Annotated in this window: 15 protein-coding genes; 7 read left to right on the forward strand and 8 right to left on the reverse strand. The window is 67.0% G+C overall.

Annotated elements, in window-relative coordinates; translation table 11 throughout:
- Nucleotides 1-50 precede the first annotated feature (50 nt).
- The 5 genes from mtnC to D7Y61_RS01280 form a co-directional block, all read right to left on the reverse strand.
- Entirely contained in the window at nt 51-746 is a 696-nt protein-coding gene (mtnC, locus tag D7Y61_RS01260) for an acireductone synthase (RefSeq protein ID WP_180864654.1), read from the reverse strand.
- Nucleotides 747-749: 3 nt separating this feature from the next.
- Nucleotides 750-1,307 (reverse strand): 1,2-dihydroxy-3-keto-5-methylthiopentene dioxygenase, encoded by a 558-nt coding sequence (locus tag D7Y61_RS01265; RefSeq protein WP_180864655.1) that lies wholly within the window; start codon nt 1,305-1,307, stop codon nt 750-752.
- A 91-nt stretch (nt 1,308-1,398) separates the two neighbouring features.
- The gene (locus tag D7Y61_RS01270) at nt 1,399-2,040 is read right to left on the reverse strand and encodes a methylthioribulose 1-phosphate dehydratase (protein ID WP_180864656.1); all 642 of its coding nucleotides are present in this window, start codon (nt 2,038-2,040) and stop codon (nt 1,399-1,401) included.
- Nucleotides 2,041-2,662: 622 nt separating this feature from the next.
- The gene (locus D7Y61_RS01275; protein WP_180864657.1) at nt 2,663-4,090 is read right to left on the reverse strand and encodes an amino acid permease; all 1,428 of its coding nucleotides are present in this window, start codon (nt 4,088-4,090) and stop codon (nt 2,663-2,665) included.
- An 82-nt stretch (nt 4,091-4,172) separates the two neighbouring features.
- Nucleotides 4,173-5,648, reverse strand: coding sequence for an amino acid permease (locus tag D7Y61_RS01280; RefSeq protein WP_180864658.1), 1,476 nt, complete (start codon nt 5,646-5,648; stop codon nt 4,173-4,175).
- A gap of 133 nt (nt 5,649-5,781) precedes the next feature.
- On the opposite strand from D7Y61_RS01280, the gene D7Y61_RS01285 reads away from it, so the two are divergent.
- On the forward strand, nt 5,782-6,396 hold the full coding sequence (locus tag D7Y61_RS01285) for an NUDIX hydrolase (RefSeq protein WP_180864659.1): 615 nt from the start codon (nt 5,782-5,784) through the stop codon (nt 6,394-6,396).
- 94 nt (nt 6,397-6,490) lie between these two features.
- On the opposite strand, the gene serA is transcribed toward D7Y61_RS01285, so the two are convergent.
- A complete protein-coding gene (serA, locus tag D7Y61_RS01290) occupies nt 6,491-7,732 on the reverse strand; it encodes a phosphoglycerate dehydrogenase (protein ID WP_180864660.1) in 1,242 nt (413 codons plus the stop codon).
- A gap of 170 nt (nt 7,733-7,902) precedes the next feature.
- On the opposite strand from serA, the gene D7Y61_RS01295 reads away from it, so the two are divergent.
- From D7Y61_RS01295 to D7Y61_RS01305, 3 genes are all read left to right on the forward strand, one after another.
- Entirely contained in the window at nt 7,903-9,291 is a 1,389-nt protein-coding gene (locus D7Y61_RS01295; RefSeq protein ID WP_180864661.1) for an FAD-binding oxidoreductase, read from the forward strand.
- 62 nt (nt 9,292-9,353) lie between these two features.
- A complete protein-coding gene (locus D7Y61_RS01300; RefSeq protein ID WP_180864662.1) occupies nt 9,354-9,653 on the forward strand; it encodes a DUF2388 domain-containing protein in 300 nt (99 codons plus the stop codon).
- Between the two features lie 10 nt (nt 9,654-9,663).
- Complete coding sequence (locus tag D7Y61_RS01305; RefSeq protein WP_180864663.1) at nt 9,664-11,559, forward strand: DUF4105 domain-containing protein; 1,896 nt, start codon at nt 9,664-9,666, stop codon at nt 11,557-11,559.
- Here D7Y61_RS01305 and D7Y61_RS01310 read toward each other — a convergent pair.
- Together D7Y61_RS01310 and D7Y61_RS01315 are read right to left on the reverse strand one after the other, a co-directional pair.
- Nucleotides 11,537-12,613: an ATP-binding protein gene (locus D7Y61_RS01310; protein WP_180864664.1), complete on the reverse strand. Its 1,077-nt coding sequence runs from the start codon at nt 12,611-12,613 to the stop codon at nt 11,537-11,539. The two genes, D7Y61_RS01305 and D7Y61_RS01310, sit on opposite strands and share 23 nt — an antisense overlap.
- The gene (locus D7Y61_RS01315) at nt 12,613-13,329 is read right to left on the reverse strand and encodes a response regulator (RefSeq protein ID WP_180864665.1); all 717 of its coding nucleotides are present in this window, start codon (nt 13,327-13,329) and stop codon (nt 12,613-12,615) included. Before D7Y61_RS01315 ends, D7Y61_RS01310 begins: the two co-directional genes overlap by 1 nt.
- A gap of 130 nt (nt 13,330-13,459) precedes the next feature.
- Between D7Y61_RS01315 and D7Y61_RS01320 the strand changes: the two genes are divergently transcribed.
- The 3 genes from D7Y61_RS01320 to D7Y61_RS01330 are packed head-to-tail and all read left to right on the forward strand — an operon-like array spanning nt 13,460 to nt 18,167.
- Entirely contained in the window at nt 13,460-14,608 is a 1,149-nt protein-coding gene (locus tag D7Y61_RS01320; RefSeq protein ID WP_180864666.1) for an efflux RND transporter periplasmic adaptor subunit, read from the forward strand.
- Between the two features lie 36 nt (nt 14,609-14,644).
- Complete coding sequence (locus D7Y61_RS01325; RefSeq protein ID WP_180864667.1) at nt 14,645-17,794, forward strand: multidrug efflux RND transporter permease subunit; 3,150 nt, start codon at nt 14,645-14,647, stop codon at nt 17,792-17,794.
- Nucleotides 17,775-18,167, forward strand: coding sequence for a nuclear transport factor 2 family protein (locus D7Y61_RS01330; protein WP_094001938.1), 393 nt, complete (start codon nt 17,775-17,777; stop codon nt 18,165-18,167). The genes D7Y61_RS01325 and D7Y61_RS01330 overlap by 20 nt, the downstream gene beginning before the upstream one ends.
- Nucleotides 18,168-18,225: the final 58 nt, after the last annotated feature.

An 18,225-nucleotide genomic window follows, 5' to 3' on the forward strand; every position in this document is an offset into this window, starting at 1 on the left:
GTTGGCACACCAAGAGCATGCCAACCAAGGTTGGCATCTGCCCCCTGCAGTTACAGCTTGATCTGCTGGAAATTCTCGACCCGCTCATGGCCGTTGGCGGCCTGTCCGGTGCGCGGCAGTGGATAGTCATCCAGGCGATCAATCAGGCGGGTCTGCAGGCCGGCTTCGTGGGCAGCATCCAGTTCTTCCACCACATCCGACAGGAACAGGATCTCGCCGGCCGGCACGCCGATGGCCTGCACGATGCGGCGGTAGCTGTCGGCCTCACGCTTGCCGCCAATCTCGGTGTCGAACCAGCCCGATACCAGCGGGCTGAGGTCACCGGCATCGCTGAAGCCGAAGAACAGCTTCTGCGCCGGCACCGAGCCGGAGGAGTACACGTACAGCGGCAGGCCGGAGGCGTGCCAGCCCTTCAGCACCGGCGCTACTTCCGGGTAGAAGTGCGCGGTGTAGTCGCCGCGGCGGTAGCCTTCGTCCCAGATCAGGCCCTGCAGCGCCTTTAGTGCGGTGTGCTTGCGGTCCTGGTCGATCCAGCCCTGCAGCGTCTCGGCTACCAGGCTGTCCTGGCAGGCGCCGCCGATCTCGGTGGCCACCGCATCCAGCCAACGGCGGACTTCCGGCTGCTGGCCGTGCTCGGCGACGAACGCGGGCAGTGCCTTGCGGGCATAGGGGAACAGCACGTTCTTGACGAACGAGATGCTGCTGGTGGTGCCTTCGATATCGGTCAGGATGACGCGGGGCTGCATGGATCAGGATGCCTGGGTGGGTACGTAACGGGGGAATTTCTGCGCGATGTCGGTGCCGGTGAAGTGACCGACCCAGCCATCCGGCTCGGTGAAGAAGCGGATCGCCACGAAGCTGGGTTCATCGCCCATGTCGAACCAGTGGGTGGTGCCATCGGGCACGGCGATCAGGTCATCCTTCACGCACTCGATCTCGTAGACCTTGTCTTCCACGTGCAGGGTGAACAGGCCGGAGCCGGCGACAAAGAAGCGAACCTCGTCTTCCTTGTGGAAGTGCTCGTCGAGGAATTTCCTGCGCAGCTCGGCGCGGTTCGGGTTGTCCGGGGCGATCGAGGCCACGTCCACGCTCTTGAAGCCGTTCTCGGCCACCAGGCGGTCGATGTCGGCGCGGTAGGCCGCGAACACTTCCTCCTGGCTGGCGCCGGGTGCGACCGGTGCAGTGGCCTGCCAGCGTTCGAAGGTGACGCCGATCTTCTGCAGTTCGGCAGCAATGACCGCGCCGTCCTGGGTGTCCAGCAGCGGCGATTCGGGGCGGGTGTCGTCGTAGATGCGCAGTCGGCTCATGGCGGCAGCTTGAACGTCTCGGGGGAAGACAGGGTAGCAGGGTGGGGGCGAGGCGCAGATTCCGGATCGGCATCTGCACCTGAACGCCGGCTCAGCCGCGCAGCTTGCGCAGCTCGAGCTCGCAGTGGAACAGGAACTCGAACGCTTCCATGTGGCGGCGCGCTTCGGCCATGTCGCGGCCCCAGGCATACAGGCCGTGGCCGTCGATCAGGTAGCCCCACAGGTTCTGGCGGTCGAGCAGGTCGTCGACCTGCTTCGAAAGCACGTTCATGTCCTGGGTGTTGGCGAACACCGGTACGTCGATGGCCATCTCGTGGGTGCTGTTGCCGGCGAAGGCCTTCAGCAGCTCGTAGCCTTCCAGACGGATATGGCCCTGCGGCGCGTACAGGCGCGAGGCAATGGTCTGCACCGGCGAATGGGTGTGCAGCACGCAGCCGATCTCCGGGAAGCGGCGGTACAGCTGGGTGTGCAGCAGGGTTTCGGCGGAGGGGCGCAGCGGGCGGCCGACGGCCTTGCCATCGAAGTCCACCACCATGATGTCGTCTTCGATCAGGCGGCCCTTGTCCTTGCCCGAGACGGTGATCGCGGCGTGGCGGTCGTCCAGGCGGTGGGAGAAGTTGCTGCTGGTGGCCGGGGTCCAGCCGGCGTGGGCCAGTTCGCGGACGTTGTCGATCAGCAGCTGGGCCAGTTCGCTCAGGCGGGCAGTGTCGTACGGGAAGGTGGGGGCGTTCATGGGGTCGATTTTACTGGATTCGGCCAACGGCTGAGCCCCTCGTGGCTGGAGGCGGGGCTGGATTTCTTGCTTTGGCCGGGCGGGKGGGCTGTGCHGGGGGCGCCGTGAACCCGTCCTTGGGGGCTTGGCCGCGGCTTGCTCGCGTGCGCTGTCCTGCGCACACGGCAAGACCGGGGTTGGGCCTCCTGCCCAACCCGCCCGAGGCATGCCTCGGGCCCATGCCGCGGACACCCCTGCACAGCCCACCCGCCCGGCCACGGACAGTTTCCGTGCGCGCCAGCCACGGAATGAAGAAGGAAGAGCGAAAAGCGGGTCGCGGCGCTGCGCTTGCTCGCAGCGGAGCATGGCTCCGCTCTACAGAGGATTCATCGACCGGAGAAAATTCATTTCCCGGATGAATTCATCCACGCATGGCGTGGATCTACTGGACGCGCCGGGAAACTATCAGGGGTGGGGCGGGTTGGGTTCGCGGGGGTATCCGCGCCATGGATGGCGCGGCCAAGCCTCCAGGGACGGATTCACGGCGTCCCCCGCGAACCCAACCCGCCCCGCCAAGCCAGCATGCCCGCTCTTGCCGTTGCTCCGGCGGGTGCAGGGCCGCAGGCCCTGCAATGCAAAAAACTCACTTACCCCGCAGACGGCTGTGCCGGAATCCGTAGCAGAAATAGATCACGAAGCCGACGAAGGTCCACACGCCCATCAGCATCCAGTTGTGCATCGTCATCGCTGACAGCAGTGCCAGGCAGCTCAGCACGCCCAGGCTGCAGACCAGCCAGGCCATCGGCATGCGGAACGGGCGCGGCAGGTCCGGCTGGGTGCGGCGCAGGATCAGCACGCCGGCGCACACGGCAGCGAACGCGATCAGCGTCCCCATCGAAGTCAGCTCGCCGAGGATGTCCAGCGGGAACAGCGCCGCCAGCAGCGCGATGCCGATACCGGTGATCACCGTGTTGATGTGCGGGGTACGGTACTTCGGGTGGATCTTGGTGAACACCGGCGGCAGCAGGCCGTCGCGGCCCATGATCATGAAGATGCGCGGCTGGCCGATGATCATCACCAGCACCACCGAAGACAGGCCGACCAGCGCGCCGACCTCGACCACCCAGCGCAGCCAACCCAGCTGCGGATGCGCGGCCACCGCGGTTACCACCGGCTCGTCGGTGCCCAGCAGCTGGAATGGCACCAGGCCGGTCATCACCGCGGCCATCGCGATGTAGAGCACGGTGCAGACCACCAGTGACAGCATCATGCCGATCGGCATGTCGCGCTGCGGGTTCTTCGATTCCTGCGCCGCCACCGACACTGCCTCGAAGCCGATGTAGGCGAAGAACACCATCGCCGCGCCGCGCAGCACGCCTTCCATGCCGTACTTGCCGGGGCCTTCGTTGGCCGGGATGAAGGGCGTCCAGTTGCTGGTATCAACGTACTTCCAGCCGACCACGATGACCAGCAGGATCAGGCCGGTCTTCAGCACGACCATTGCCATGTTCATCGCCGAGGACTTGCTGATGCCGACGTAGCACAGCCAGGTCAGCAGCAGCACCAGTGCCGCGGCGGGCAGGTTGGCGATCGCGCCGGTGGGGCGCAGCTGTGCGTCGAGTGGGGCGTTGACCAGGGCCGCCGGTAGGTGGATGTCGAACTGGCTGAGCAGGCTGAGGAAGTAGCCGGTCCAGCTGACCGCCACCGCCGAGGCGGAGACGCCGTATTCGAGCACCAGCATCCAGCCGATGAACCAGGCCGAGAGCTCGCCGAAGGTTGCGTAGGTATAGGTGTAGGCGCTGCCCGAGACCGGCACCATCGAGGCGAACTCGGCGTAGGCCAGCGCGCAGAAAGCGCAGCAGATGGCGGCCAGCACGAACGACAGCATGATGGCCGGGCCGGCGTGGTTGGCGGCGGCCTGGCCGGTGATGACGAAGATGCCGCCGCCGATCACTGCGCCGATGCCGAGGGCGGTCAGGCCCCAGGGGCCGAGGTGGCGGCGCAGGCTCAGGCCGTTGGCGTCTTCATGGGCGGCATGCGGATGCTTGGTGGCCCACAGTTGCTTGAACATGTGTGGTGGTCTTGTCGAAGCGCGCCATGACCGGCGCGCGGGGAAAACGGACGGGCCGGCGCGAGGCCGGCCCGTAGGCGGATCAGGGCGACTTGGCCAGCTTGCTGTTGCGGATGCCGTAGCCCAGGTAGATCAGCAGGCCGAGCAGCGTCCAGCCAACGAACAGGTGCCAGTGCACCACGAACGCCTGCCAGAACAGGAACAGGCAGGTGGCCGCGCCCAGCGGGCAGATGATCCACACCATCGGCACGCGGAACGGGCGATGGATTTCCGGTTTGGAATAGCGCAGCACCAGCACGCCGATGCAGACCGTGGCGAAGGCCAGCAGGGTGCCCATCGACACCAGTTCACCCAGCACGTTCAGCGGCACCAGGCCAGCCAGCGCGGCGGCGATCACGCCGACCACGATCGTGGCCACATACGGGGTGCGGAAGCGGGTGTGGACCTTGCCGAAGAACTTCGGCAGCAGGCCGTCGCGGGAGATCGTGTACGCGATGCGGGTCTGGCCCATCATCATCACCAGCACCACCGAGGACAGGCCGGCGATGGCACCGATCTCCACGAACGTCTTCAGCCAGGACAGGGTCGGGTAGGGCTCCAGCGCGGTGGCCACCGGCTTGTCGGTGCCCAGCAGGTGGTACGGCATCATACCGGTCAGCACCGCACAGACGATGATGTAGACGATGGTGCACACGGCCAGCGAGCCGAGCAGGCCGATCGGCATGTTGCGCTGCGGGTCCTTGGTTTCACCGGCGGCGGTGGAGACCGCATCGAAGCCGATGTAGGCGAAGAACACGATGGTGGCCGCGCGGAACACGCCACTCCAGCCGAACTCACCCGGCACGCCGGTGTTTTCCGGGATGAACGGCTGCCAGTTGGTGGGGTCGATGTGGGCCGCGCCGATGCCGATGAACAGGCAGATGACAGTGACCTTGATCGCCACGATGATCGCATTGACGAAGGCCGACTGGGTCACGCCCACATACAGCAGGCCGGACACCGCCGCCACGATCAGCACCGCCGGCAGGTTGAACAGCTTGCCGGAGGAGACGAACTCGCTGCCGGTCCAGGCGATGGGCGCTGCGCTGAGCAGGTCCGGGAACGGCATGTGCAGCGTGGTGGTGATGAAGCTGATCAGGTACGCCGACCAGCCCACCGCGACCGAGGCCGAGGCGAACAGGTACTCCAGCACCAGGCACCAGCCGATGAACCAGGCCATGCCTTCGCCGAGGGTGGCGTAGGAGTACGAATAGGCGCTGCCGGAGACCGGCATCATTGCCGCGAACTCGGCGTAGCACAGGCCCGCCAAGGCGCAAGCGAAGCCGGCAATCACGAACGACAGCATGACAGCCGGGCCGGCATGGTTGGCCGCGGCCTGGCCGGTCAGCACGAAGATACCAGCGCCGATCACCGCACCCACGCCAAGCAGGATGAGGTGTTTAGCCGTGAGGGTCCGTTTCAACGTGGCTTCGCCGTCCAGGCTGCCTTCGATGGGTTCGCCGGCATCGACGTGCCCGGCCGGCTGGACCGGCTTGACCCTCAACAGAGCTTTCAGCATGCAGTACTTCCTAGTGATCGGATTTGGGTGGGCCGCCGATACGTTGCCGGCAACCTTGAATGGTGAAGGCCGCGCGAACGGCCCGCTGTACCTTAGCCAAAGCTGAAGCCAACGCACAAGCGCAATCGCAACAATGAACGGCGATAATGAGCAGTCATGTTCCCGTTCCCGCCCATTCATGAGCCAGACCGCCGAAACCCTTGCCGTGCTTGACGATCGCCTGCGTCAGCTGTTGCACGACTATGCCCGCCGCGAGCCGGCCCGCGACGCGCTGGCTGCCGAATTCAGCACATTGCTGGACGATCCGGAAGATCCGTTCCGGCGCGAACGGCTGGCCGGCCACTTCACTGCCAGCTGCTGGCTGGTCAGTGCCGACGGCCAGCGCCTGCTGCTGACCCACCACCGCAAGCTGCAACGCTGGCTGCAGCTGGGCGGCCACGCCGACGGCGACCGCGATCTGGCCCAGGTCGCGCTGAAGGAGGCCGAGGAGGAGTCCGGCCTGAGCGGCCTGGTGCTGGAAGACCCTGCCATCTTCGATCTGGACAAGCATTGGATTCCGGAACGCAAGGACGTGCCGGGACACTGGCACTACGACGTGCGTTTCGTGATCCGCGCGCTCGGTGGCGAGGCCTTCGTCCTCAGCGAGGAGTCGCTGGAGCTGGCCTGGCGGCCGGTGGCCGAGGTCGCCGCAGACCCGGAATCGGACGAGTCCATGCAGCGCATGGCGCGCCGGTGGTTGGCGCGCTAGCAACCTGTAGAGCCGAGCCGATGCTCGGCTCAGTGTGGGCCGGAACCGCAGCCGAGCATGGGCTCGGCTCTACAAGTGAATGGCGGGATCCGCGTCAATACAGAATGCGCGTACGCAACGTCCCCGGGATCGCGGCCAGTTCGTCGCGGACGGCCGCGGCCTGTTCTTCGCTGGCGGTGATGTCGATCACCACGTAACCCACCTTCGGGTCGGTGCGCAGGAACTGGCCGTCGATGTTGACGTTGTGCCGCGAGAAGATCTCGTTCACCTTGGACAGCACGCCCGGCACGTTCTGGTGGATGTGCAGCAGGCGCAGGCTGTCGGCGTGCTCGGGCAGGGTCACTTCGGGGAAGTTGACCGCCGACAGGGTGCTGCCGTTGTCGCTGTAGCGCACCAGCTTGGCCGCCACTTCCACGCCAATGTTGTCCTGCGCCTCCAGCGTGCTGCCGCCCACGTGTGGGGTCAGGATCACGTTGTCGTGGCGGGTCAGCGGTGATTCGAAGATATCGCCGTTGCCCTTGGGCTCGACCGGGAACACGTCAAGCGCCGCGCCGCCAATGTGGCCGCTGGCCAGCGCGGCATCCAGCGCGTCGATGTCGACCACGGTGCCGCGTGCGGCGTTGATCACGTGTGCGCCTTTGCGCATCCTGGCCAGCTCGGTGCTGCCGATCATCCACTGCGTGGATGCGGTTTCTGGCACGTGCAGGGTGATGATGTCGGCGCGTGCCAGCAGGTCATCCAGGCTGGCGGCGGCGCGGGCATTGCCCAGCGCCAGCTTGGTTTCCACGTCGTGGAAGATCACCTGCATGCCCAGCGATTCGGCCAGCACGCCCACTTGGGTGCCGATATGGCCGTAGCCGATGATGCCCAGGGTCTTGCCGCGCACCTCGTGGCTGCCGCTGGCCGACTTCGACCACCCGCCGCGATGGCATTCGGCGTTCTTCTGCGGAATGCCGCGGGTCAGCATGATCGCCTCGGCGATCACCAGCTCGGCCACGCTGCGGGTGTTGGAATAGGGCGCGTTGAACACCGGGATGCCGGCCAGCTCGGCCGCGTCCAGGTCCACCTGGTTGGTGCCAATGCAGAAACAACCCACCGCGATCAGGCGCTTGGCCTCGGCCAGCACCTCGGCGCTGAGCTGGGTGCGCGAGCGGATGCCGACGATGTGAGCTTCGGCGATGCGGGCCTTCAGTTCGTCCTCGGGCAGCGCCTTGGTGTGTGCCTCGATCTGGCTGTAGCCGGCGGCGCTGAACACCTCCACGGCGGTCTGGCTGACCCCCTCCAGCAACAGCACGCGGATATCCTGCTTCGGGAACGAGGTCTTCTTCGGCGACATGGGGCAACACGGCCAGTGGGACAGGGGCCAACCACTATGCCAGATCGCACCGCGCCATGGTGCAGTGCGCAATTGGTTACATCCGTAGCTATCTGCCTGCCTGCGGGGCTGGACGCTGGCGCGTGCCGCTGGCACGCTTGCCCGCTCTTCACGCACCGCGCTGGACTGTCATGACCGATTCCCGCATCGCCTCACTGCAGCAGGCCTGTCCCGGCCTGAAGCTGAAGACCGACCCGGCCGACCTGGAACACTACGGGCGCGACTGGACCCGGCGCTGGACGCCGGCGCCGCTGGCGATCGCACTGCCGGCCACGGTCGAGGAAGTCCAGGCGGTGATGCGCTGGAGTGCCGCCGAGGGCGTGGCAGTGGTGCCGTCCGGTGGCCGAACCGGTCTGTCCGGTGGCGCGGTGGCGGCCAACGGCGAGTTGGTGCTCAGCCTGGAACGGATGAACAAAGCGCTTGCCTACGATGCGGTCGATCGCACGCTGGTGGTGCAGGCCGGCATGCCGCTGGAAGCCCTGCACAACGCTGCACTGGAGCACGGCCTGATCTACCCGGTGGACTTCGCCGCGCGCGGTTCCTGCTCGATCGGCGGCAACGTCGCCACCAACGCCGGTGGGATCCGCGTGATCCGTTACGGCAACACCCGCGAGTGGATCGCCGGCCTGAAGGTGATCACCGCCAACGGCGAGCTGCTGGAGCTCAACAAGGGCCTTATCAAGAACTCCAGCGGTTACGACTTCCGCCAGCTGCTGATCGGCTCGGAAGGCACGCTGGGCGTGATCGTCGAGGCGACGGTGAAGCTGACCGACCCGCCGCCGGCCAGTAACGTGATGCTGCTGGCAGTGCCCAGTTTTGAAGTGCTGATGCAGGTCTTTGCCGCTTTCCGTGCACGCCTGCAGCTGCAGGCCTTCGAATTCTTCACCGACCGCGCGCTGGAGCATGTGCTGGCCCACGGCGCGCAGGCGCCCTTCGATGAGGTGCACCCGTATTACGTGGTGACCGAATTCGCCGCCAATGACGAGGCGCAGGAAGCGGCGGCTATGGCGGCCTTCGAAGACTGCATGGGCAATGGCTGGGTCAGCGATGGCGTGATCAGTGCCAGCGACGCCCAGGCGGCCCAGCTGTGGCGCCTGCGCGAAGGCATCACCGAATCGCTGGCGCGCTACACGCCCTACAAGAACGACGTCTCGGTGCGGATCTCGGCGATGCCGGCGTTCCTGGCCGAGACCCAAGCGCTGATCGGCGAAGCCTACCCGCACTTCGACGTGGTCTGGTTCGGTCATATCGGTGACGGCAACCTGCACATCAACGTGCTCAAGCCCGACGGCACCAGCGACGCCGATTTCGTGTCGCAGTGCGAACACGTGACCAAGCTGCTGGCCCAGGTGCTGGCCCGCTTCGACGGCAGCATCTCGGCCGAACACGGCATCGGCCTGGTCAAGAAGGGCTACCTGGACAGTACCCGTGGCCCGGCCGAGATCGCCCTGATGAAGGCGGTCAAACACGCGTTCGATCCCCAAGCGCGGCTGAATCCCGGCAAGCTGTTCGACGTTTGAACCGGGCAAATCCTTCACGTACCCGTTACGCTCCACGCACCTTCACAACCGGCTTCGCATCGATGACCCGTCCGCTTCTGCTGCTCGCCCTGCTGTCCCTCCCGCTGGCCGGCTTCGCTTCCAGCTTTGCCGGCACCTCGGCCGGTTCCGCCACGGGTGCGTCTTCCGGTTCCTCGGGCAGCAGCTCGGGTGATGACAAGGTGGTGCTTGCCGCACGCGATGATGCTGCCGCATTCGTTGCCAGCGACGGCCAGATCCGTGGCGCGCGCCTGCAGGCCGCGCTGGTCCACCTGCGCGAGCAGAGCACTGCCGCACAGCAGCAGGGCGATCTGGAACTGGCCCGCGCGCTGCTGGCGCGTTGATCCAGGCAGCATGGCCTCGGCGTCATCGCTTTCTGTAGCGCCGAGCCATGCTCGGCTGAATGCCAAGCGCTCGCGAATCGCAACAGCAGCCGAGCATGGCTCGGCTCTACAGAGGCACAGTGGGCGGTGCGGATGGATTGCCGCATTGGCGTGGCTGCTCATCCCTTCCGCGCACGCAGCCGATCGCCTGCAGCTCGATCCCTCCGGTCTCGATCCGGCGCAGCAGCAGCTCGCCAGCCAGACCCTGGCCGACGTGCAGTCACTGCTGCCCGATGGCCTGCTGCGCGCATTGCCGGCACACGTGCAGGTGCGCTGGAGCGACGACCTGCCGGCTGACGTTCACGGCCGCGCCTTCGCTGGCGGCATTGCGCTGCGCCGCGACCTGCTTGAAGACGGCCTGCCGGGTGCGCGGCGGGCAAGGCGCAGCGCGCTGGTACACGAACTGACCCATGTTGCCGACCGTACGGGTGCGAACTGGTCGCGCAGCGCCCGTTGGCGCGATCTGGCCGGTTGGCAGCGCAAGCCCTGGCATCTGGGTCGTGGCAACAACGACTTCCGTGACCGCAGCCCGGATGGCTATGAGCTGAAAAGTGCGGCCGAGTACCTGGCGGTGAACGCCGAGCATTTCGTGCTCGATGGCGAGTTTGCCTGCCGGCGTCCGGCATTGGCGCAGTGGTACCAGGCGCATTTCGGAACACCGCCGTCGCTGCCGCAGCCGCAGTGCGCTAGGACGCTGCCCCTGCTCCAGGCCGAATCGGAAGAAGGCGCTGCATCGCTGCTGCAACTCGACCCGGCGCGCGTCTACGCGGTGGATTACCTGTTTGCCGAGGGCAGTGCGCAGCCAATGAGCCGCTGGGGCCACAGCATGCTGCGGCTGGTGATCTGCCGGCCGGGCCGTGCACCGGGGCCGGATTGTCGCCTGGATCTGGAGCATCACCGCGTGCTGTCGTTCCGTGCATTCGTCGGCGACGTGCAGATTTCCAACTGGCGCGGACTCACCGGCGGTTACCCGTCGCGCCTGTTCGTGCTGCCGCTGCAGCAGGTGGTGGACGAGTACACGAAAGTGGAGCTGCGTGGCCTGCAGTCGCTGCCCTTGCAGCTGCAGCGCGGCGAGATTGCCAGCCTGCTCGAACGCACCGCCCAGGTGCACTGGAGCTATGACGGACGCTATTACTTCGTCAGCAACAACTGCGCTGTGGAAACCGCGAAGCTGTTGCAGGCGGGGGTGCCGCGGCTGGGCGAGGCCGGCCTGGCCCAGCTGAGCCCGCGCGGGTTGAAACGCCGGTTGGCGCGGCTCGGGGTGCTCGACGAGCAGGTGTTGGCTGATCGAAGCGCGGCACAGGCGCAGGGCTATTACTTCGCTTCGGCGCGCGACCACTACCAGCAGATGTTCGAGGTGGCCGCCGCCCAGCTGGACGTGCCTGCACGCGATGTGCGCGGCTGGTTGAAACTTCCTGCACAGCAACGGGCACCCTGGCTGCTGAAGGGCGACCTGCGCGCCAGCGCCGGCCTGCTGTTGCTTGAGCAGGCCGCACAACGCCGTGCCGAACTGCGCGCGCGGGATGTGCTCAAGCGGCAGCTGCTGGCCGCCTCGGACAGCACCGCAACCCGCAACCTGCGCGGCTTGCTGGAGCAGAGCGGGCAGTGGTTGCGGCCAGGGACGCTGCTGCGGGAGGGGGGTTATGGCTTGCCGTTGTCCGATGAGCAGGCGGTACTGGCCGAGGTGGCGGCCAACGCCAGTGCGCAGGCAGTCCCTGCGTGGCAGGCGTTGCGCGTACAGTTGCGCCAGCAGCTGCCCGCCCGGCAGCGTGACGAAATGGATGCGATCGACGCCAACCTGGCCCTGCTCGGCGCGCATCTGCGCAAACAGGCGGCCACGCCCGCTATTGGCGCGGCAGTTCGATGACGAAGCGGCTGCCGCCGACGCTGCCTTGCGAACAGTAGACGCGGCCGCCATGGGCATCGGCGATCGCCTTGACCACTGCCAGGCCGAGGCCGCTGCCACCGCTCTGGCGTGAGCGCGAACCGTCGGCGCGCATGAACGGAGTGAAGATATCCGCGTGCAGTTCCGGGTCGATGCCCGGGCCTTCGTCTTCGATGGCTACCTGGACATGGCCCGGCGTGTCATGCACGGCAATCCGCACCTTGCCCGGACTGGCGTAGCGGCGTGCGTTCTCCAGCAATGCGAGCAGCGCCTGGCGCAACCGGGTCGGATCACAGTGAGCGTTGTGTTCCTCGCGGCTGGTTTCCAGTTCCAGCACGAAGCCGGCGGCGCGGAACTGCGGATCGACCAGGGTGACCACCGAATGCACTTCGGCAACCACGTCGGTGCGCGCGCGGCGCACGTCCAGTCGCGCGTTGTCGGACAGGCTCAGCACGCGCAGATCCTCGATCAGGCGCGACAGGCCTTCTACCTGGGCCAGCAGGCTGCGGAACTGTGACTCGTCGGGTTGGAATACGCCTTCGGCCAACCCCTGCAGGCGACCACGCAGGATCGTCACCGGTGTCCGCAGTTCATGGGCGATGGCCGCATGCCACATCGCACGCTCGCTCTCCATGTGCTGCAGGCGGCGCGCCATTGCATTGAAGTCCTCGACCAGGGTGGCCACTTCGCCCGGTGAATTCTCCTCGACGCTGGCGCGTGCACCGAGATCACCGCCAGCCAGTGCGCGCACACTGTCGACCAGAGAATTCAATGGCGACAGGATGCGGTGGGCAAGACGGAACGAGGCGGCGATGGCCAGCGCCAGGCCGGTCAGGATCACCCCGACCATCCATGCCAGCTCCGGCCCGGTCGGCAGCCAGCTTTCCGGTTCTTCGGTACTGCCGGGGAAGAACTCGACCAGCACCGCATACAGCAGCCACGAGGACAGGATCATCATCACGATGACGCCGATCACCATCAGCGACATCGAGACGATGATGTGGCGGCTGAGCCCGGAGCGGCGCAGGCGGGCCATCAGCGGTCGGCCATCAGCCGGTAGCCGACACCGCGCACGCTGGCCGGAACGTTGACCATGCCTACTTCATCCAGCTTGCGGCGCAGCTTGCTGACATGGCTGTCGACCGTGCGCTCCAGCGCCTCGCTTTCCGGAAGGCACTCGTGCATCAGTTCGCTGCGGCTGAAGATCCGGGTCGGCGCCAGCGCCATGCAGTGCAGCAGCTTGAACTCGGTGAGAGTGAGCAGCACCTCATGGCTGTAGCCATCGCCCTCCACGTGCACGGCGTGGGTGGCCGCGTCGATCAGCAGCGGGCCCGCCCGCAGCGCAGTCGGTGCATCCACGCGTGAAGCGCGCAGCGTACGCCGCAGCACGGCTCGGACGCGCGCAGCCACCTCGGCCGGGTTGAACGGCTTGACCACGTAGTCGTCGGCACCCATGCGCAGCGCCGTCAACTTGTCGAGATCCTGGTCGAGTGCGGTCAGCATGATGACCGGTGTTTCCCCGCGCTGGCGCAGCTGCGTCAGCACGCTCCATCCATCCAGCCGCGGCAGCTGCACATCCAGCAGGACCAGGTCCGGGCGCGCGCTGCGGTGCAGGTCCAGCGCGCTCTGTCCATCGGCAGCACGGACAGTGCGCAGTCCCTCGCGTTCCAGGTAGGCGGTAAGAATATCGGCGATCTCGGCCTCATCCTCGACGATCAGGACGAGGGCGGCGAGGGCAGGGGAGGCATGCATGCGGGGAGCGGGGCCTTAAGGTGCTTGCCTCCATCGTATCTCCACAGTTCCTCCATCGAAACCCCATCATCGCCCCGCAGACTGCACGCTTCAGAACCTATCAGCCGCCTGCGCGGCATTGTGCACAGCAATGAGAACCTTCAGGACTCCGGTCGCGTTGATCGCGGCCCTCGCTCTGGCCATGACGGCCTGCTCCGCCCCCGACGCCACGCCCGAAGCCGCACCGCGTGTCAGCGTGGTCACCGTCGGCCCGCAGGTGGTGCAGCGCGATGACGAGCTGCCCGGCCGTGTGGCCGCTGTACGCACCGCACAGATCCGCGCCCAGGTGGGCGGCATCGTGCAGCGGCGCCTGTTCGAGCAGGGCGCCGAGGTGACTGCGGGCCAGGCACTGTTCCAGATCGATCCAGCGGCGTTCCGTGCCGACGTCGATTCGGCCCTGGCGGCCCTGCAGCGCAGCGAGGCCGCGTTGGGCCGCAGCCGCGTGCAGTCGCAGCGCCTGCATGCACTGGCCGCGGCACAGGCCGTCAGCCAGCAGCATCGCGACGATGCCAGTGCCGAGTACGAACAGGCCCGTGCCGCGGTGAATGAAGCGCGCGCGATCCTGGCCCGTCGCCAGCTCGACCTGCGCTATGCCACGGTCAGCGCGCCGATTGCCGGCCGCATCGATCAGGCGCTGGTGACCGAAGGCGCACTGGTCGGCGTGGCCGATGCCGAGCCGATGGCGGTGGTACAGCAGATCGACCAGGTCTACGTCGATGTGCGCCAGCCGGCGGCCCAGCTGGAATCGCTGCAGCGCAGTGCTGCCGGTGGTGGCGAGCTGCCGGTGACGATCATCGGTGCCGCCGGCAAGCCGCTGTCCGAGCGTGGCCAGATGCTGTTCTCCGGCATCAACGTCGATGCGCGTACCGGTGATGTGATCCTCCGCATCCTGGTCGACAACCCGCAGCGCCAGCTGCTGCCCGGCATGTATGTGCGCGCGAAAGTGCCGCGGGGTGCACCGGCCAGCGCGCTGACCGTGCCGCAGCAGGCCGTGCTGCGCAGCGCCGGTGGCCAGGCCTATGCCTGGGTGATCGGTGGCGATGGCAAGGCGGTGATCCGCACGCTGGAAGTCGACGGCAGCGTTGATCGCCATTGGCTGGTGCGCACCGGTCTGAAGGCGGGCGAAAAGGTGGTGGTCGAGGGCCAGGAACGCCTGCAGGAAGGCGTGGTGGTCGATGCGCGCGACTGGCAGGTGCCGGTCGCCAGCGCCGGCGCGGTGCAGGCCGGCAGCAAGGGCTGAGCCTTTCCCGGGCCAGCCCCTCCAGGAAAATCCAACATGGCACGTTTTTTCATCGATCGCCCGGTGTTCGCCTGGGTGCTGGCGATCTTCATCATCCTGGCCGGCGTACTGGCCATTCCGCGCTTGGCCGTGGAGCGCTATCCGGCGGTCGCGCCGCCCAGTGTCAGCATCTATGCCAGCTACCCGGGTGCCAGCCCGCAGACGCTGAATGATGCGGTGGTCGGGCTGATCGAGCGCGAGCTGTCCAGCGTCAAGCACCTGCTGTACTTCGAATCGTCGGTGGACACCTCCGGCGAAGCCTCGATCACTGCGACCTTCAAGCCCGGTACCAACCCGGAGCTGGCGCAGGTGGACGTGCAAAACCGGATCAAGGCGATCGAGCCGCGCCTGCCGCGCAGCGTGCGCCAGAACGGCCTGTTCGTGGAGGCCGCCGATTCCGGCTTCCTGATGCTGGTCGGCCTGCGTTCGCCGGATGCCAGCGTCAGCGAAGCGGCGCTGGGCGATTTCATGGCGCGCAACATCATCGAAGAGCTGCGCCGCATCGATGGAGTCGGCCGCGTGCAGCTGTTCGGTGCCGAGCAGGCGATGCGCGTTTGGCTGGACCCGACCCGGTTGACCGGCTACGGCCTGACCATGGGTGATGTGGCCACCGCCATCGAGCAGCAGAACCTGGAGATCTCGCCGGGACGCATCGGTGATTCGCCGGGTGTTCCGGGCCAGCGCATCACCGTGCCGCTCAGCGCCGATGGGCAGCTGTCCACGCCGGAGCAGTTCGCAGCCATCGTGCTGCGCGCCGGGGCAGACGGTTCACGGGTGGTGCTGGGCGATGTCGCCCGCGTCGAACTGGGCGCGCAGAGCTATGCGTGGGGCACCCGTGAGGATGGCCACCCAGCGACCGCCGCCGGGGTGCAGTTGCGTCCTGGCGCGAACGCAGTGCGCACCGCGTCGGCGGTACGCGAGCGCATGGCCGAACTGGCGCCGCTGCTGCCGCGCGGCGTGGAGTCGAGCATTCCGTTCGACACCGCACCGTTCGTGAAGATCTCGATCCAGAAGGTGGTGCAGACGCTGCTGGAGGCCATGCTGCTGGTGTTCGCGGTGATGTACCTGTTCCTGCAGAACTGGCGCTACACGCTGATTCCGGCGCTGGTCGCACCGATCGCGCTGCTCGGCACCTTCGCGGTGATGCTGGCACTGGGCTTCTCGATCAACGTGCTGACCATGTTCGGCATGGTGCTGGCGATCGGCATCATCGTCGACGACGCCATCGTGGTGGTCGAGGGCGTGGAACGGATCATGGCCGAGGAAGGACTGCCGCCGCGCGAGGCCACCATCAAGGCGATGCGCGAGCTGACCGGTGCGGTGATCGGCATCACCCTGGTGCTGACCGCCGTGTTCATTCCGATGGCGTTGGCCAGCGGCTCGGTGGGCGCGATCTACCGCCAGTTCACCGTGGCGATGGCGGTGTCGATCCTGTTCTCGGCGCTGCTGGCATTGAGCCTGACGCCGGCGCTGTGCGCGACCCTGCTGCGCCCGAATACCCATGGCCACCATGGTCGTGTCGGGCTGTTCGGTGCCTTCAATCGTGGCTTCGAGAAGATGACCGGGCGCTACCAGCGTGGCGTGGCCTCGGTGCTGCAGCGCAGTGGGCGGGTGATGGGCGTGTTCGCCGCACTGGTGGTGGCGCTGCTGCTGGGCCTGCACTGGTTGCCGGGCGCATTCCTGCCGGAAGAAGACCAGGGCTATTTCATGACTTCGATCCAGCTGCCGGCCGAAGCCACCGCCGAGCGCACGCTGGCCGTGGTCGAAGCCTACGAGCGGCACGTGGCCTCGCGTCCGGGCATCGGCTCCAACCAGTCGATCCTCGGCTACAGCTTCTCCGGCTCCGGCCCGAGCGCGGCGCTGACCTACACCATGCTCAAGGACTGGAGCGAGCGTGCAGGCGCCACCGCGGCCGGCGAGGTGGAGGCCGCGCAGAAGGCGATGTCCACGATTGCCGAGGGCGAGGTGATGAGCGTGATGCCGCCGGCGATCGACAGCCTGGGCCGTTCGTCCGGCTTCTCGCTCGCCCTGCAGGCGCGTACCGGGCAGAGCCAGGCCGAACTACGCGCGGCCCTGCAGCAGCTGCTGAAGCTGGCCGAGGCCAGCCCGCTGCTGTCCGAGGTGCATGCCGATGGCCTGCCGGCCGGCACCAGCGTGCGGCTGGACATCGACCGGGCCAAGGCCGAGGCGATGGGCGTGGGCTTCGAACACATCAGCAGCACGCTGTCGGCGGCAATGGGCTCGCAGTACGTCAATGATTTCCCCAACAAGGGCCGGTTGCAGCAGGTGATCCTGCAGGCCGATGCACCCCACCGGATGGAACTGGAGGACGTGCTGAAGCTGTACGTGCGGAACAGCGAGGGCGGCATGGTGGCGCTGTCCGAACTGGTGACCCCGCACTGGACCGAGGCGCCGCTGCAGCTGCAGCGCTATCTCGGCTTCCCGGCGCTGAATCTGTCCGGCGCCCCGGCCTCCGGCGTGTCGACCGGTCAGGCGATGGCGGAGATGGAGCGGTTGGCGGAGAAGCTGCCGTCTGGCTTCGCCCTGCAATGGACCAGCCAGTCGCTGCAGGAGCGCGAATCCGGTGCGCAGGCGCCGTGGCTGTTGCTGCTGTCGATGCTGGTGGTGTTCCTGGTGCTGGCGGCGCTGTACGAGAGCTGGTCGATTCCGCTGGCGGTGATGCTGGTGGTGCCGCTGGGCCTGCTCGGTGCGGTCGCCGCCGTGTTGTTGCGCGGCATGCCCAACGACGTGTTCTTCAAGGTCGGCATGATCACCGTGATCGGGCTGTCGGCGAAGAACGCGATCCTCATCGTCGAGTTCGCGCGGCAGCTGCAGCAGCAGGGACGCGGACTGGTCGAGGCGGTACTGGAGGCGGCGCGCCTGCGCCTGCGGCCGATCGTGATGACCTCGCTGGCGTTCGCGCTGGGCGTGGTGCCGCTGATGCTGGCGCAGGGCGCGTCGAAGGAAACCCAGCAGGCGATTGGAACCGGTGTGTTCGGCGGCATGGTCAGTGCGACCGTGCTTGCGGTGTTCTTCGTGCCGGTCTTCTATGTAGTGGTGCAGGGCGCGCGGCAGTGGATCGCGCAACGCCTGCGCAGGCGCCGGCCGATGCCGGGAGGAACCGTGGATGGAACGGAACATCGTTGAAGATCTGCACGAGCAACAGTTGATGGTGCTGGAGCAGCGCCTGTGCGCAGCGCTGCTGCAAAATGATCACGATGCGCTGACCGCGCTGGTATCGCCGGCCTTGTTCATGATGGATGGCCACGGCGGGCGCATGCTCGATTTGCCCTGGCTGGGCGATTGGCTGGCCGGTGGCCTGCAGGTACGAAGCCTGCAGCTGCACACGGTGGAAACGCTGCTGTGTGGCCGCCTGGCGCTGCTGTCCAGCGATGTGCGCTTGTCGGTGTGCGAGCAGGGCCAGGAGCGCGAGCTGAAACTGCGCCTGCTGCGGGTCTGGACCTGCAGTTCCGGCGACAGCGGCGCGCAACTGCTGTCGATGGCGGTGCTGGCCGCATGAACGCGGTCAGGCCCCTTTCAGGCCCCGCTCACCGGCAGGTGGTAGGGTCGAAGATCTC

The organism is Stenotrophomonas maltophilia, assembly GCF_013464485.1.
GTDB lineage: Bacteria > Pseudomonadota > Gammaproteobacteria > Xanthomonadales > Xanthomonadaceae > Stenotrophomonas > Stenotrophomonas maltophilia_AW.

Excerpts from the sequence above, each read along its gene's own strand:
- mtnC (WP_180864654.1), bottom strand. The coding sequence starts at position 746 with ATGCAGCCCCGCGTCATCCTGACCGATATCGAAGGCACCACCAGCAGC.
- D7Y61_RS01265 (WP_180864655.1), bottom strand. The coding sequence starts at position 1,307 with ATGAGCCGACTGCGCATCTACGACGACACCCGCCCCGAATCGCCGCTG.
- D7Y61_RS01270 (WP_180864656.1), bottom strand. The coding sequence starts at position 2,040 with ATGAACGCCCCCACCTTCCCGTACGACACTGCCCGCCTGAGCGAACTG.
- D7Y61_RS01275 (WP_180864657.1), bottom strand. The coding sequence starts at position 4,090 with ATGTTCAAGCAACTGTGGGCCACCAAGCATCCGCATGCCGCCCATGAA.
- D7Y61_RS01280 (WP_180864658.1), bottom strand. The coding sequence starts at position 5,648 with ATGCTGAAAGCTCTGTTGAGGGTCAAGCCGGTCCAGCCGGCCGGGCAC.
- D7Y61_RS01285 (WP_180864659.1), top strand. The coding sequence starts at position 5,782 with ATGAACGGCGATAATGAGCAGTCATGTTCCCGTTCCCGCCCATTCATG.
- serA (WP_180864660.1), bottom strand. The coding sequence starts at position 7,732 with ATGTCGCCGAAGAAGACCTCGTTCCCGAAGCAGGATATCCGCGTGCTG.
- D7Y61_RS01295 (WP_180864661.1), top strand. The coding sequence starts at position 7,903 with ATGACCGATTCCCGCATCGCCTCACTGCAGCAGGCCTGTCCCGGCCTG.
- D7Y61_RS01300 (WP_180864662.1), top strand. The coding sequence starts at position 9,354 with ATGACCCGTCCGCTTCTGCTGCTCGCCCTGCTGTCCCTCCCGCTGGCC.
- D7Y61_RS01305 (WP_180864663.1), top strand. The coding sequence starts at position 9,664 with ATGGCCTCGGCGTCATCGCTTTCTGTAGCGCCGAGCCATGCTCGGCTG.
- D7Y61_RS01310 (WP_180864664.1), bottom strand. The coding sequence starts at position 12,613 with ATGGCCCGCCTGCGCCGCTCCGGGCTCAGCCGCCACATCATCGTCTCG.
- D7Y61_RS01315 (WP_180864665.1), bottom strand. The coding sequence starts at position 13,329 with ATGCATGCCTCCCCTGCCCTCGCCGCCCTCGTCCTGATCGTCGAGGAT.
- D7Y61_RS01320 (WP_180864666.1), top strand. The coding sequence starts at position 13,460 with ATGAGAACCTTCAGGACTCCGGTCGCGTTGATCGCGGCCCTCGCTCTG.
- D7Y61_RS01325 (WP_180864667.1), top strand. The coding sequence starts at position 14,645 with ATGGCACGTTTTTTCATCGATCGCCCGGTGTTCGCCTGGGTGCTGGCG.
- D7Y61_RS01330 (WP_094001938.1), top strand. The coding sequence starts at position 17,775 with ATGGAACGGAACATCGTTGAAGATCTGCACGAGCAACAGTTGATGGTG.